General features: G+C 40.1%; 9 protein-coding genes. 3 read left to right on the top strand and 6 right to left on the bottom strand.

The genetic code is table 11. The features are described from left to right. Window positions 1-246 precede the first annotated feature (246 nt). From AB4329_RS11495 to AB4329_RS11485, 3 genes are all read left to right on the top strand, one after another. On the top strand, window positions 247-798 hold the full coding sequence (locus AB4329_RS11495) for an AAA family ATPase (RefSeq protein WP_102420168.1): 552 nt from the start codon (window positions 247-249) through the stop codon (window positions 796-798). Beyond that, entirely contained in the window at window positions 795-1,766 is a 972-nt protein-coding gene (locus AB4329_RS11490; protein ID WP_102420169.1) for a hypothetical protein, read from the top strand. Before AB4329_RS11495 ends, AB4329_RS11490 begins: the two co-directional genes overlap by 4 nt. Before the next feature lie 555 nt (window positions 1,767-2,321). Beyond that, the gene (locus AB4329_RS11485) at window positions 2,322-3,578 is read left to right on the top strand and encodes a hypothetical protein (protein ID WP_372138345.1); all 1,257 of its coding nucleotides are present in this window, start codon (window positions 2,322-2,324) and stop codon (window positions 3,576-3,578) included. Between the two features lie 50 nt (window positions 3,579-3,628). On the opposite strand, the gene brxL is transcribed toward AB4329_RS11485, so the two are convergent. The 6 genes from brxL to AB4329_RS11455 all read right to left on the bottom strand — a co-directional run bounded on the left by brxL (window position 3,629) and on the right by AB4329_RS11455 (window position 15,933). Beyond that, window positions 3,629-5,668, bottom strand: a complete 2,040-nt coding sequence (brxL, locus tag AB4329_RS11480) for a protease Lon-related BREX system protein BrxL (protein ID WP_372138349.1) — start codon at window positions 5,666-5,668, stop codon at window positions 3,629-3,631. A 144-nt stretch (window positions 5,669-5,812) separates the two neighbouring features. Beyond that, window positions 5,813-8,533 (bottom strand): BREX-1 system phosphatase PglZ type A, encoded by a 2,721-nt coding sequence (gene pglZ, locus AB4329_RS11475; protein ID WP_372138343.1) that lies wholly within the window; start codon window positions 8,531-8,533, stop codon window positions 5,813-5,815. Between the two features lie 154 nt (window positions 8,534-8,687). After that, on the bottom strand, window positions 8,688-9,749 hold the full coding sequence (locus AB4329_RS11470; protein WP_372138341.1) for a hypothetical protein: 1,062 nt from the start codon (window positions 9,747-9,749) through the stop codon (window positions 8,688-8,690). A gap of 164 nt (window positions 9,750-9,913) precedes the next feature. Beyond that, window positions 9,914-11,389, bottom strand: coding sequence for a DNA-processing protein DprA (locus AB4329_RS11465; protein WP_372138340.1), 1,476 nt, complete (start codon window positions 11,387-11,389; stop codon window positions 9,914-9,916). A gap of 1 nt (window position 11,390) precedes the next feature. Beyond that, on the bottom strand, window positions 11,391-13,520 hold the full coding sequence (locus AB4329_RS11460; protein WP_372138339.1) for an ATP-dependent DNA helicase RecQ: 2,130 nt from the start codon (window positions 13,518-13,520) through the stop codon (window positions 11,391-11,393). 316 nt (window positions 13,521-13,836) lie between these two features. Then, the gene (locus AB4329_RS11455; RefSeq protein ID WP_372138338.1) at window positions 13,837-15,933 is read right to left on the bottom strand and encodes a DUF262 domain-containing protein; all 2,097 of its coding nucleotides are present in this window, start codon (window positions 15,931-15,933) and stop codon (window positions 13,837-13,839) included. Window positions 15,934-15,961 lie beyond the last annotated feature (28 nt).

The raw sequence follows: 15,961 nt of genomic DNA, 5'->3' as shown, positions 1-15,961 counted from the left end.
TTTCAAATAAATCCTTTACAAGAAAGAATGCCTTATGATACTTTAAATGTGTTCCCAGCAGTGTCTGAGGACTTCAATAATATAATAAAAACTTAGAATAATAATAAATTCATAAATGCCGAACGGGCTTTATTAGATGCTAATTAATTAGCATTAAAAATAAATGTTATTACCGTTAGAAAATGAAAACTAAGTTTTACCCACAAATTCAATAATGATTTTGTGTTTATAAAAATGGAGTCCTTTATGGATACTTGTAATGCTGTAACAAAATTTGAACCTTCTCATCTAGCTTCTGAACAGTTAGATTCATTTGTATCATCTTATGATACATCCCCTATAGCCGCCTCTAGTGACGATTCTTTACCAGATGTTCAAAAACTCACTCTTATCCGTGGTGTCCCTGGCTCTGGAAAGACAACATTCGCTAATACTTTAACCGCAACAGTCGTGGTTGAAGCTGATCAGTATTTCATCGACAAAGATGGAGCTTATCAATACGAGAATCATCGGATAAAGGAAGCTCATAACTGGTGCCAGCTTGAAACTAAGCGTCTTTTGAAAGCTGGTCACAATGTTGCTGTTGCTAATACGTTTGTTAAAAATTGGGAAATGAAGTTCTACAAGTCCTTAGCGGATGATATGGAGTTAGCTTTTGAAGTCATTGGAATGACTGGTAACTACCAGAACGTACACGGTGTTCCTGATGCAATTGTAAAACGCATGGCTTCTCAGTTTGAAACGCTCGCCCCAAGCTTTTCTGTTGCAAAACGAATTGCTAAGGGTGGTCTTGTATGAGTAACACTAAAAGCTTCCGTAGTTACCCGTTATATATAGACACCCTCCATAAAGAGATGAAGACGTTTGGCGCTAGAAATTTATATGATTCTTATAATAACGCTTTTATAAAAGATTATGGTATTGAATTCTATCAAAGTTTAGATTTTGAAAATCTCGGTAACGAACAGGGATTTGTTAACGGTTCTCGTAACTATATTTTCATGGATAAAGAAGTAATTAACCATTTATACTCCCTTAAGTATAAAGCTAAGACGATGGCCAACCTTAAGTTACCATTTGATAGCTTTGCGATATCCCCTGCGACAGACGCTAAGGTTGGAGGGTTACCCGTTATGCCTATCATGGTAGTCTCAAGTGATGCAGAACTTAAAGGTGGGAATGATATTGCGAAGGCGTTCGGTGGTCAGGTTTCAAAGAGTATGAATAGGCCAGACCTACTCTTTACTATCACTGTGACTGAAGATAGTCACAAAGCTGGGAATAGATTGTCTGCAAAAATAACAAGCTCCGAATTAGAGTTGATTCTTCAGCAAGATTTAAGTGATGTTACTTTACCTGAGATTTTTGACGATTATTCTAAGGAATCGATTCGCCCTATGAACAAGCAACAGGGTGTTAAATTAATACAGGCGATAAAACTTGTCTCATCTTTCTTACTTTATAATCAGATTACTCAGGATAAGTTCCTTGTCGATGGCTTCCCAGAGGCTTTTTCAAAGAAACCTAAACGTTTAGGGTTAATGAAGCGAGATATGAGCTTGGTTCGAGGTTGTTCGTTTAGCGTTGATGCTCCCAAAAACAACAGTAAGAAAAGTCATCATGTTCGAGTTGGTCATTACCGTCAGCTTATGAATGTTCGTTACTATCAAGGTGAGTATGAAAACTGGGAGCGAGGCTCTCGATGGATACCAGTGAACCCTTCAATCATTGGTGGGGGTGAAGCTCATACTCAGTTGAGCCAATAAGTTACTAGACTCATTTTAGATAGAGCGGGTTTACACTCGCTCTCTAAGTTTTAACCCGCCTCAAGCTTCTTATAAACTGCATCACTGTGAAAGCTCACTTTGAAGTTCGTAAAATTCTCTGCTGGTACGGTAGGACGTCTGTCGCTGAAGTCATTGGAATCAGGATTTTAGTTGCATTAGCTTCAAGAGCCACTCGACATGTCCGAGCTAAACAATTATTAGATTACAGATAGCAAAAAATTGGTATTTACAATAAATCTGTCAGCAGGTTTTAATTATACATAACATATAAAAAAAGTAATTGGAAGAAAAATTTCAAATAAATCCTTTACAAGAAAGAATGCCTTATGATACTTTAAATGTGTTCCCAGCAGTGTCTGAGGGCTTCAATAATATAATAAAAACTTAGAATAATAAATGCCGAACGGGCTTTATTTAATGCTAATTAATTAGCATTAAAAATAAATATTATTACCGTTAGAAAATGAAACTAAGTTTCACCCACAAATTCAATAATGATTTTGTGTTTATTATAAATTATAAAATGGAGCCATTATGGATACTTTTAATGTTGCAAAAAAATTTGAACCTTCACATCTAGCCCTTGATTCTGAAAAGGTAGGCTTACTTCTAGCATCACATGATGCCCATCTCCTTGTCACTTCCTATGACGGCGCTTCGCTTTGGGATGACGCATCTGGTGAATACCAAATTAGACTGTATATCGACTTAGAACAAGTCGCAATTTGTGATGCTGATGAACATGAGGGCATAGGCAATCTACAACTACATCCAGCATTTTCTTCTCACAGAGAGTTAATAGCGCAAATCTTTTCTGGTTATTTAGATGCTCCTGAAACCTTGTTTGAAATCAGTGAGTTTCATGCAGTTTCTTTGAATGTACTATCAGAATTGAGAACTGGTCAGTATAGTATTCAGAGTATTAATGGTGAACAGTTACTTATCCTTGATAATGGTACAGACATTGCCACGATGTGTTTTTCTGAAGATAGTCAATCAGTCTCATTTACATCGGAATTACTAGTTAACAGTCCGATCTATAGTCATAAACTAGCATCTGAAATCCTTAATGTGTTTATTGAAAATACTGAAGGATTGACAGAACAAGTTAAAAAAGATCTTATCGAAAAGCTAGAGAAGTTAAATGAAGATCTGCACTATGACCGTGTACCTCGCTCGAAATTACTGACACCAGAACCTTTGTTTGTTACTAGCTCTCTTACTAAAGAGGTTAAAGACGAAAACCTTAAAATTGCAAAAATTGTAGCTAACTCAAAAACCTCAAAAGATCTAGTGAGAGATGCTGAGTTGATTGTTACTGCAAATTCGAATAGTCGTCATCTATCTATTTTTCATCATGCACAAGAGATTTATCGTGTCTATCAAGACGTGGATGGTCTACTGTTAAAATCTGTAATTGATGATAGATTTAATAGTGTAGCGACTCTGCTAAGTCAAATTAGCGATAGTTACTTTGGTGACTTTCCTCAACAGACTTGGGATAGAGAGCAGATGTGGGTTGCAGAAACGAACAGTTATATGATTGAATTGGCGAAAGATCTTAAAGATGGTCGATTTGAGTTTGAGCATATTGGTGATACCTATGCAATAAACACGGAGGGTGATCAGGTAGCGGTTGTCGGTGAAACTGCTGATAGCTTTCAATTTTATTGTTCAGAAACTTCACCATTGATTGTAAGAGCAGTAACAGATATTTTCGTTGAAAAGCTTGAGTTCTTTTCTCAAGAATATGCAAATGAACTAGTCGAAAGTGTCTCTGATAATATATAAAGCCTATTATAAAAGCGGTCATCATGACCGCTTTTCTATTCGGAATGTACTTAACTCACTCCCAACGCCTTATAAACAGCATCAATAGGATCACTATAGAAGCTCACTTGGAACTTGGTAAAGGTCTCTGCTGGCACGGTTGGGATGTCTGTGGCAGATGCCATCGGAATCAATATCTTTGTTGCTCCTGCTTCAAGAGCGACTTGCATAGAACCAGCTAAATCTTGCACTGTGTTTAGCACACCGCCAAGTGTCATTGACCCTAGTACAACCATTGATTCTTGCATAGGCTTATTCAGCAAAGCTGAACAGCTAGCGATTAGTGAGGCAAGGCTTGAACTGTGAGAATTACCCGACATCTGTAAGTCAACGAAGTGCAGGTGGAACTCATGGTCTGAGAATTGGCTGTTTGCAGCAATGCGTGACAAATTGCCTTTAAAATACTCAAACCCGATCTTCACTTGTTCTTTTGCTTCAGTATCGGAGCTGAGGCCTGAAGTCGTAAGCTTGCCATTTCCTGCTGTCTTTTGCGTTTCTACGCGGAATACACCGAGTTTGCCGCTATGGCCAGGACTAACAAAGTGAATCACCCCTGGGTTTGGAATACCTGGTGCTATGAGCTGAGAACCGCCTTGTTCTGGTACGTTAACGAAAAACTCTTCAAGACTGTCATTATCGATATAAGAGAAGTTCACATCGAAGAATTCCATACCGCCGATTTTTTTCAACTGCTCTTTGACACGGCGACGAACTTCTAATGCGTATGTTAAGCAAGTGCGAACATCTTCCTTGGTATATTCACCGTGTGGAACGAGCAGTTTCAGTAACCCCGAAGTTGTGCGACGAACACCAATCACATCTCGTTGGTTGAGGTTGTTGCCCAACTTAAAGAACTTATCTATAGCGTCAGAGAAGGTTTGTTTACGCATTTCACGCATGTACTCTGCAAGATAGTCTGTAATCAACCCAAAACGGTTTGTGAAGAACTCAGGTCGCATCTTAGGTATTTCCCACCCTGGGATATAGGCGTGGAAACGGTCAAAGAAAGCGGCATCGATCATCTCTTGAGGGAACGGAGCGAGTAGGTGGCTTGTTTTTACAAGAGTTTCTACACTTTGGTCAATGTTGCCAACGAAAACCATAGAGGCTTTTGCTTCAATGGAGTCACGACCTCGGCTAAAAGAACCTGAAGCCATGTAGTCCTTCATTATTTGCACGCCGTCTTTGTCTTTAAAACGAATACCAGCAACTTCATCGAACGCTACAATATCCCACATGCCTACAAGCCCTACTTGGCGTGAAGACATATTGTAGAAGAGGTTAGCAACGGTTGTTTGACCACCAGATACGAGTAAAGAATTCGGAGAGCATTCTTTGTATACGTGTGATTTACCCGTACCACGAGGGCCAAGTTCACATACGTTATAGTTATTTTCTACAAACGGGATCATGCGAGCCAAGATATGCCATTTAGCCCTTTGCTCAAGGTTTGTAGGTTCCATACCTATTGAACGTAATAGCAAATCTAGCCACTGATCCATTGAGAAGTTTCGACGAGCGTTAAAGACTTCGTCCATATTCATCGATGGCATTTGGATTGCTTTAAGACCAAGTACAGAGAATGGTGAAGTCTTTTGTCCCTCTTCAAAGAAATAGCTTAGCGTAACGATGCACCAGATACCGCCAGTAAGTAGTTTCTCGTTCTCTTTCACCATGCTGGCAGGGATCACAGCATCTTTGATACCGAGATTTGATAAGCTTGCCTCATAGACGTCTTTCTTTTGGTTGAGCTTAACCGATATCTTATCAATGACTTTATGTGTACCGCGTTCACGTATGAGAGATTTAACCTTCTCAGCTTCATCAGGTCGAACGTAGTTATCCGTTAGAATTTTCTTAACACGTCCCATTCCTGCTTCGATAAGGTCGTCATCGGTTGCCGAGCAGTACATACCAAGTAGATATTCAAGGACATAAACAGGGACATTTGCCCCTTCTTTAAGCTGTTTCGTTAAGTCTTTGCGAACAACGCGTCCTTTGAACTCAGTGGTCATGAGATCGTCTAAGTCGACATCTCGAACATCTTTGATTTCTTGTGCGATTACCTCTTCCTGAGAAAGGGGACTTTCATCAGGTTGTGGGGATGTGCCATTTTCTTCGTTGTCAAAATGATGGTAGTGATGAACTTCCGTTGCTTTACTATCGTTGTTATCGTCAATCATGAATAGGTTCCGTTAAAAAAGATCATCAAAATCGTCTTGGATTGCTAAGTCGATTGTTACCGAATGAGTTGCGTAGCGATCACCCTGCTCACTATCCCACATAATTAGTTTATATGGAGTAGTTCGATCAAAGTTGCTGCCGTTTAGCGTCAGTATCGCATTGCGCTTGCGTTCATCAGAATTTGAGGCTGAAGAGTCAAATAGTATCTGTGCTTTGTTTGAAACAACAGTGCCTTCAGGGTCTTCTATCCAAATGTTTAGATTACGTTCTTTAAATTGATCGCCAACGGCATTGGTTTGTAAGAATTCAATTTTCTCACTAAGTGTAACAATACGAAGCCCATTACTCAGTGGCACCACACCTACTTTTTGTTTTGCGGTGGTCTTTTGCTTGGTTGTTTTCAAGTGTTCAATACGAAGGACTGGAACACAAACCTCTTGAGGCATGATCCCACCATGAATGAACTTAGCACCACCCACAAAGTTAAAGCGGTTTGAGCCTCGAGGAACAATAAACTCGGCTTGGTCACCATTTTCAGACAACTTAGCCGTTACGGCCATATCGCCTTTCCAGTAGAAGCTGTCTTTTGGAAGCTGTTGACCGATAAGGTAACGCTTTTTAGCCTCTACCGTCCCACTTGGTTTTACGGACAGCGCAGTTTTATCTGACTCAACGACATCGCTCGATTTAAACAAGAAACCATGATCAGCAGTGACTAAAATTCGACTACCTTTTAACTTTTTAGCGACACGATCAATAAGTAAACAGACTTGTTCGATACCATCAGCACATGCATTAAAGGTTTGGTTCTCTGTTGCCGCTTTATCACCAATAGCATCTATTTGATCATGGTAAATGTACACGACACGAGCATCAGCTACCGCTTTACGACCCTCTTCGTTTGTCCAATTGAGAACATCAGAAGCTTTTACTGCCATACCTTGGTATTTTTCAAGTACAGCGTGTCGGTTATCTAAACCATGGACACTTAGACCATCGGCTTTGTATTTAATATCTTTTCCAATGTGAGCGGTAAGTTCGTTATGAGGGAGAAGTGAGGCCATACCAAGTTGTGTATAGCTTGGGACTACCCCTAGTTGGGATTTAAGCGATGACTTAAAGTTTTTATCCTTACTTACATTCTCGTGTATCTCTTGCGCGACTTCATAACGAAGGGCATCACTTACAATCACAAATACGCGCTTTATCTGACTAGATTGGAAGATACGTTCTACTTCATTGTTGTAGAAGTCATATTGGTTCAAGACGCCATTGATTTTCCATGTGTCTAATAAGTTTTCATCGTCGACATGCTTGCCCCACGCAATGGCTAAATCATGTAAGTACCAATTTACGTACAAGTCTTCAATGTCTTCGACCAGCTTCAGTTTCTTTAGAATGTCTGAGCCTTGGTGAGCAACATGGTTTGCGTTCTCACAGAAGTTTCGATAAGCCGTATCGAAAAGGAAAAGTTCTTGCTCGTAAGCCCTGTAAAGATCTTTAGCTGAATCGAAATCAAAGCCATCAATATATTTAGACTTAAGAGAGTAGAACTGTTTCGCTGCTTTGATTGCCTTATAAACGTTCGCGTATTTTGTATCCACAAACTCAGCTCTAACATGACACCAGTGAGTCGTGAGACGGTGTGATACAAGGCTGTTCAGTTCTTCTGAGCTTAATGAAGCGATATGTTTTGCGAGTAAAATTGATAACTGTTTGTCTGCAAACTCAAATGTTTCAACGAGTCTTAGTTTTTCAGGTGATTCTATCAGACGCAATTTATCTGAGATTTCATAATCAGTTTCTATACGACGAGAAAGGCGATTATAGCCATCTTGACAACTGCGACCTTCACGTAATTGTACGACAAAACTTACAACTTGAGCACGACGGCCTGAATTCATACCTACGCGTTCAGCGGTATATCCTGCTTCAAGCTGCTCTTGAGTAGGCATTGGTAGTAGATGTGTAGTAAACCGCCCAACGACCTCGTCACTGTTTGAACAACCGCTGTTGATAAGAGATTGATAGCATTCAGTAAAGAGAAGCTTTACTGCTAGTTCTTGAATCGTTGGTTTCAGGTGACAGGAGTCACCTGTTGCTTCAACAATATATCCAAGTTCTTCGTAAGCAAACTTCCAGAATGCATCGATTAAATTGAATTTTTCAAGATCTACCAAATGCTCTTCGCAATCAAAGTCATCTGATAGCTGAGTAAGCAGGGCTTGCAGGATAGTTACAAACGTAGGTGTTTCAATTTTTAGGGTAGCCGCTATCAGGGTAAGTTCTAACTCTCTCTCTGTAGCAGAAGGTGGAAGAATTTTCTTTAATCGTGCTACTCGCTTCTGGTCACCAAAGAATGCTTTATATTTAGCAATAGCAGGGCGAAATTCCATGTTCATACCGATTTCATTCAGAATCATGGAGCTGTTATCTGCATAAAACTCTTGTGCGTAAAGCCTGATATCGTATAGCCAGTCGCGGGTTGGCTCATTAGGAGAAGTGTTGCTGTATAGAAGGAAAGCCGTTTCGGGTTCCATTAGCTCAATACGATGCTTTACTTCCAAGTGGGACAAAGTATCAAGGTAGATAACTTGAGTACTTTCGTAAGACGTATTAAGAGATAGCGATTCAATGAGATCGTTAAACTCGTTGTCAGTATCCTGCCAAAAGACAAGTCTACTTTTTTCAAATTTGGCTAATAGCCCACTAGTGATCTGATCAATATTCATCGTTGTTTTACTTCGCCTGAATGTGGCTGTTGAAATGTGCTAACTGTTTGTCAGTTTAACACTTTATGAAGTGAAAATCGCTGATGATACGATGATGAAAGATGCCAGTGTCCCGATACTATGTATAAGTATTTATTGGACTCATTATTTAACCCTAACTACGAAAACCAAGCTTTGTCATACTTTCTAAACTCAATGCCTCTATGGTTTTGATGGCTGCTTTTTGGGCGGAATTCATTTGACCGCCGAAGATTTTGTAGAAAAAAGAGCTATTAGACTTGAACTCAGATAGTGCTTGTTCAAGCTTAGGAACAAATTTATTAACTACATTATGTACATCCGTATGCTTAAGTCGGATTTCGCTTAAGTGTTGGCTGGCTTCTGGCTTTAGAATATTGAATCTATCTAGTTCTTTTAAAAGTTTTTGTTTTTCGGTTTTGACATCGTCAGCTTTTTTATAAGAACTCTTTGTTGAAAAGTAGACTAAAGGTGCAGCTACTATCCCACCAAGTACCCAGAATCCACCTGCCATGCCTGCACCGCCTGCTGCAAGTGAGCCTCCTCCAAACCATGCTAGAGTAGCGTTGGTAGCGGCGATTCCTGACAAGGACGAAATAGCAGTTCCAGTCGATGCGCTACCAATAATTGATACGATACCCCAAGCGCCAACAGCAGTACTTCCGCCAACTAATCCACCAAAGCCATTTGTTAAAATAGAATGGTATTTGGTATTAAATTTTTGAACTTGTGTCAGTGGAGAGAAGGTTTGCTGTGTTGCTTTGAATTGACCAGTTGAGTTGGTTTTTAGTACTTTTTCGACTTTCTTCATTGTGAAGCTATAGCGATCTATCAAAGTACCAATACTATTTAGAATCTCATTGGTTTGTTCTTGCAGTTGTTCTAATTCATAAAGTGCGGGAGTGTACAGCGCTTCATAGAGATCAGAATAGTGCTGTTTCTGAAGAGCAAGCACATACGACCCTCCAAGGGAGGTTAAAGCACCTAGAGCACGACTAGCATTTTTAAAAAAACTTTTTGTTCCCGCTAGCTCGACAAAGAAGATCTCTTCAAAACAACTATCTAGTGCATGGAAAGAGGCATTCTCAATTTGATTCGGTGACTTGTCACTACAATCGACAAGGTTCATATAGGCAGTGATAGAGTTCTTTACAGACTTAAGCTCTGACGGGTAATTACGTGGTATAGATTCGGACATGAGGTACTTTGAAACTAGGGGAGGGGATATTGATGTGAATAGTATCAATAATAAGAGTTTTTTGATATCTAGTTATTTTATTTCTACGGTTCTATTAGAAGATGGTGTCAAGTATGCGTAGTGAAAAAGAGCAGCAGATAGGCTGCTCAAGATCATTATAAATCTTATTTTTCAATATCAACGATTTGATAGGTTTTAGCTCGTCCTTGACGGATGAGTAGTTCATGACTTTGAAAGTGCGATACTAATTTAGTAACGGCAGCCTTTCCTATGATTTCTACCAACACATGTAAACCTTTAAGGATATCAGCTTCCGATAGCGATGCATGACTAGCATCATTCGTTTGTTTTGCCCTGAATAAATCAAGCAAATCAAAATAGAAAAATGCGAGTGTTTCTGAGCCACAGAATGCAGGATGAATGTTAGCCATGCTGTCAGCTTCATCGTTATGAGAGTTTTCTTGTAGACCCTCAGGAGCACTTAACGCGAGATTCTCTTCTGATAGGCTTGCTGAGTTCGGAGTAGGCGAATCCGCATCTGATTTAATATCTATAGCAGTGTCAGTTTCTGCTGAATTTGATTCTGTCTCTCCAACGGCGCCCAAAGCAGAAGACAAAGAATCCATTGGCGTAATTGACTTCGCTTGCGTAAGTACTTTTACTTTGGTTTTGCTGCTAGGGAAACCATTCAGTATTTCTTCGTTGCCAGCTAAGTTAGGGGAGTCATGGCGTGAGATGTATTGAGGACACCAATTAGCTACCAAATTCTCTTTTACTCCATTAAACGTCCCGCCCTCTAAACCAGAACAAACTGCGACAACGGCTTCAGATAAGAAGTAGATATATTTATTGCGTTGCATTGCATTTTGACCACGGCCAAAACTTGCTTCAGGGTCAAATGGAGAGATTAGAAGTAATTGACCGCTCTTTAAGTAGCTTCGCCATTGGCTATCACCACAAGCTTTAAACAAACTATCACCAAGAATCCCAATGGAATTACTACCGTTACTCATCGAACGATGCATAGCAATACTGTCGACGCCCTTTGCTGCTCCCGAAACAACTTGTAGACCATGTTGATTAATATTATCAACATAGGCAATCGTGGCTGATTCGTCCGTTGCACCACAATCACGAGAGCCAACAAAGCCGACACCTTTAAAGTTTAATAAGTCGATATTCCCTGTGCCAAATAAGATTGCAGGTGCCTTCTCTCTTAGTCCTTGCTTTATCTGTACTGGGTAGGTTTTATCTGCTCGACTTAGAATCCAAATACCTGCACTTTGCCATTTTTCTAGCGCTTGTGATAGGGCCATACCGCGTGACAATAATGATTGGAATCGGTCTTTTGTCATCTCCGAAACAGTCTTATCTAGACTTCTCATAAAGCCCGAAAGAGCATTTTTAGAGGCGAAATGTGTAGCTTCATCGCCAAACTCGACAAAGAAGGACTCTAGTCGATCATTGTCGAGTAAATCCTGAGGCTGAAATTGGTTTGCTGCCATCCAGTGAGCTAGATAACCGAATCCATTATCGGTCAACGGCTTACATGCAGTTCTATCGGAACGGTTGAAGTAATGCGTGAGCATTAGCATTGCTTTGGTATTTTCTGATAGTTCATTTTGCATAATATGATTCATTCTATTGGTTGTTCTTTGTACTAGTTAGTGCGATAGGGACAACTCGTTGTACACCAGCTCTTCTCAATAATGCCCCGATTACAGTAAAAGTCCAACCTGAGTCGGCAGCATCATCTAAAAGCCAAACAGGATTGCTGTATATTTGGGTCGTATCCAAGTTAAATGCACCATCTAAGTTTTTGCTTTGATGATAACTATTTTCCATTTTCTTCTGTTCTGGACGTAACTCCGCGACAGAAATAACATCCCTACAAGGAATACTCATGGCGAACGCTAACTTGTGTGCAAAATCTTTCACCAATGTTGGATGCCTAAGTGATGGAACATAAGTTATCCATGTTGGTCGTTTTTCACAAGGTAAGCTATTTAACATTTTTACCATTGGTGCAATCAAGTCATCACTGAATACATCATTGAATTTTCCTTGCGCGACCATATCACCCCAACCGCCATCTCTCCAAGTCGAGAGAGTCCAGCCAGTATCGCACATTAGATTGGGGTTCTGACGAGGAAGGTTATAGATAGGAAAAGCGCTTCGCACGACATCGTTTGATGCTCCAAACAATTTTCTTGGTTTTAGCTCTATATAACGGTTGCGAAGAAAATCAGATGCTTTGTTGATGGACTCTTGCTGAACAGATTCTGTGAGCTTAGTTGAGGGTTTGCAATATTCGCACTTTCCACAAGCCTGGATGTCATTGTCATCTAGCTCAGAACCTAAAATTTGCATTAAGCAACGGTTTAGCGAACCATCAAAGTAGGCAAGTAGGCGCTGCCACTCCTCTTCTTTTAGATCATTTAATCTTTCTATTTTATCGTGAGGCAAACTATAGTCAGAGGCTGTTCGGTAATACAACGCGCCATCTTTCATGATAGGAGAAGGGAACTCCGACGTTAGAAACTTGATCGTATGAGTGAGCTTGCCTCTAGAGCAGTTCATATGCTTCTCTAACTCAGCTAGCTTAATCCCGTCATGGTTAGCAAGCAGTTCTAAGAATGAGTCAATTTGTTCTTCTTTTGGGAAAGCATTTTTGATGAAATATTGCTGAATTCGAGCATCATCCTCGCCAACCATTAGTATACCAATAGCATTGTCAATTCCACGTCCCGCACGACCGACTTGCTGATAGTATTCGACTATATTACCTGGAGCTTGAAAGTGAATAACAAACGCTAGATCTGGTTTATCAAAACCCATACCTAATGCAGATGTTGCGACAAGGGCTTTAATTTGATTTTGTTGTAATGCCTGTTCTAAACGAGGCTTGTTATCGCCATCTATATCACTATGGTAAGCATGGGCATTAATATTTTGCGTTTGTAGAAACTCAGCAACGATATTTGCATCTTTCGTCGTTTTACAATAGATAATTCCAGAGCCTAAAAGCTGAGGGAGATTCTCGACAAGCCACGCTAAACGTTCAGACTTACTGTGTACATGGATTGTTTGCAAATTAAGAGAGCTTCGCATTAAAGACCCTCGAAACACTTTTAGTCGATCACCCAGTTGATTTCTAATGTCAGTGACTACTCGGTTGTTAGCTGTTGCTGTTGTTGCAAGTACAGGCATGTTACGCGGCATAAACTGAATAGCACGAACAATCCTACCGTAGTCTGGCCTAAAGTCATGTCCCCAGTCTGAAATACAGTGGGCTTCATCGACAACGAATAAACCAATGTTACCAACAATCCGAGGCAAAATCTCTTGACCGAATTTAGTATCACCTAATTGCTCTGGGGCGATGATTATTGCATCCACATTCTGGCTGAGGATTTGACGCTCAGAACGTGTTTTCTCATGTTGATCCATAGATGAGTTGTAAGAAACAACATTCAATCCAAGTTTAGCGGCGCTGTCGATTTGGTTTCGGATCAAGGATAAAAGAGGGGAGATAATAATACTCGGCCCATGCCCTTGCATACGACGTAGCTTTGTTGCAATAAAGTAGACTGCACTCTTACCCCAACCTGTCCTTTGTACGACAAGTAATTGGTTTTGATTTGCGACTAATTCATTAATTGCTTCCCACTGATCTGCGTGAAACTGGGCAACCGAAGAGCCTGTCATTTGCTGAAGAAGCGCCAATCCTTGTGTTTCTAAGTTTGAACTATTATTTGAATTTCTAAACATTGTATAAGCCATTTGACGTTGTAATGTGAACTTTAAATACTCACTGTCTATTTCGATTTATATAGTTAAGACAGGCTCTGGTTTATCTAAAGGAGAATTGGGTTCGATATGAAGCTGAACTTCTTCAGCTTCATAAATAAGTGTCAACTAATTTGGTGGCTATTCAGCTGAACACTAGCGAGTGCAGTGGAAGATAGCCCTAAAGATGCTACCCAGCTGATAAGCGAAAAAGTCCGACGCATAATAGTAATTCTCTGTTTGTATCAGTAAAGCAAGGCACAGCTTTAAGGCTGTGCTTGCTCTAACTCAATGAATATTAACCTTCAACCTGCATATCAACAACTTGCTGGATTAGTTGGATAGCGTAGGGGATATCTGAAAATTCACTGATTTTGATTTCAACATCACCATTACCCCAACGACCAAGATTAGTCACATCTCTACATAGATTCTTAGGATCATGAATCTCGGTGAACTTACAGTTGAGTGACAGCCTTAGACCAGAAGCTTGAGGGACAACATCGACAAAGTTGGTATCCAGTTTGAAAGCGACATAAAGCTTTAAAAACTCTTGCCTTACATTATCATCCAGCGACATCACTTTTTGACTAAAGGCTTGGAACAGTTCCTTTGAGGAGCCGACAGCAATGTACGGGTGATCTGTTATTGTATAAGCTGATTTTTCCGCAGGCTGAGTTTGATACTGTTTGAGTACTTCCTCGTCTAAATTCGGGTATCGCCATACTGTCTGCATTTTATCTGCGAGCAGCTTAGAGCGAACTTGAATGGATTCCTTGTTCCAAGTTTCATGGTTTCTTAAGCTTTGATTTAAGGCTAATGGGCTGTTTGCGAAACCGCCTTCCATATCTCGTTTTTCGGTAAAGAATCGGTCACTCAACTCAGAGTTGTAGCCTGTTAATGTGAGGTTGCCAATGGTATGAACGTACTCTTCTTGTACTGACTTCCATTCGTCACCCAATTCTTGCTGCCATTTAGCTGAGAGGTTTTTGTTTTGAGGCAATACGTGTTCAATCGTATAATTTTCAACGCTGATACGTTCTTTCTTATCGTAGTTTTCTAGACGACGTAACCAATAGGCTCTGCTGCGAACGTTGTACATATCTTTATGCTGTAGACATCGATTTAATTCTAAATCTGATGGGAAACGGCGATAAGAGGTCAAGCAGATAAGCTCAGCTTTAAAGCTCTCCAGATAGCTTGATTTTCGAATAGAACGAGCGAAGCTAGCAAATGTTTTGTTCAGTGAATTAGTGGGAATGTCGCATACATAGCGTCGGAACACATAGCTTTCAATGAGACGTACACACTCAATGAACTCATCGAGCGTTAAAATTTGACTATCGTAATCATGATACAGCTCTAGTATCAATGGATAAGATACGTCCACTTTATATGCGTTTAAGTCTTGAAATGCTTCAAGTAACTTTTGCTCTTTTTCCTTTTCAAGGGAAAAGGCAATATAGAACTGAGCATGCTTACGTACATCTGCCACAACGTCTTCTATATCGAGATGCGAGTTACCTACATACTTTTTGAACGCTTCATATACATCGTTGATTCTTGGTGGCTTATTAGTTTTAAGTGTTAAGTAGTCACGCATGAACTGATTAAACAACCAACTATACTCACCGTTCCCAAAGTCGCTTTCCATCGGGAACCAGTATTTTTCATATAGAGTGTTTTGCTGTTTTGGCTCAAGCCCCATAAGTACGAAGTTACGGATAAGATCCGCTTGGCTCAAGTCTAGACCTGTTGAGTTGAGGCTTTCGAAGATAAGCTGAGGATTGTCCCTTTCACGATCTAAAGCAATATCTACAATGAGAAGTTTTTGAAGGCCAAGGTAGATTTCAGATACTTGATCGTTGCTGAGTTTACTCAGCTTATTTTTGAAAAACTGATAGTTTTGAATCACGCGAGAAGTGGCATCATCATCGTGTTTTGCTTCACCGTCGATGATTGCTCTTAGCTCTTTGTCATCTGCTTTTGTTAATAGAAGCTTGTAATAGAGAGCGCCATCTTCAGCGTCATTACAAAGGTAGTACTTCTTGAGCTTTTTAGCATTTGTACCCTCAATGACGGGGGTGTCATCAGTAGTACGGTCATTTAGTTCTGAAACTAATGCGGCGATTAGTAGCGTTGTGGAAGTCAGTCTTTGCTGACCATCAATGACTAGCAGTTGAGGAACATCACTATGGCTGTATAAGCCGCGTTCTACGTAGACTACCGAACCGATGAAATGAGCTTCAAGATCAGTTGTTCCTGCACGAACGATATCTTTCCATAACTGCTCACATTGCTCTTGAGTCCAACTATATTGGCGCTGATATATCGGGATGATGAATTGAGCGGATTTTTGTAAAAATTTGAATAACTTACTTTCTGTTGCCTTCATGGTTACACCAACTGAATTAATTTATATG

This window comes from Vibrio sp. 10N.261.54.A5 (genome assembly GCF_041471145.1).
Taxonomy (GTDB): domain Bacteria; phylum Pseudomonadota; class Gammaproteobacteria; order Enterobacterales; family Vibrionaceae; genus Vibrio; species Vibrio crassostreae_C.
Note: the sequence above shows the minus strand (reverse complement) of the source record. Positions and strands in the feature narration are given on the sequence as shown.

Bases quoted from the DNA above. Each gene is read 5' to 3' on its own strand.
- AB4329_RS11495 (WP_102420168.1), top strand. From the start codon at position 247: ATGGATACTTGTAATGCTGTAACAAAATTTGAACCTTCTCATCTAGCT.
- AB4329_RS11490 (WP_102420169.1), top strand. From the start codon at position 795: ATGAGTAACACTAAAAGCTTCCGTAGTTACCCGTTATATATAGACACC.
- AB4329_RS11485 (WP_372138345.1), top strand. From the start codon at position 2,322: ATGGATACTTTTAATGTTGCAAAAAAATTTGAACCTTCACATCTAGCC.
- pglZ (WP_372138343.1), bottom strand. From the start codon at position 8,533: ATGAATATTGATCAGATCACTAGTGGGCTATTAGCCAAATTTGAAAAA.
- AB4329_RS11470 (WP_372138341.1), bottom strand. From the start codon at position 9,749: ATGTCCGAATCTATACCACGTAATTACCCGTCAGAGCTTAAGTCTGTA.
- AB4329_RS11465 (WP_372138340.1), bottom strand. From the start codon at position 11,389: ATGAATCATATTATGCAAAATGAACTATCAGAAAATACCAAAGCAATG.
- AB4329_RS11460 (WP_372138339.1), bottom strand. From the start codon at position 13,520: ATGTTTAGAAATTCAAATAATAGTTCAAACTTAGAAACACAAGGATTG.
- AB4329_RS11455 (WP_372138338.1), bottom strand. From the start codon at position 15,933: ATGAAGGCAACAGAAAGTAAGTTATTCAAATTTTTACAAAAATCCGCT.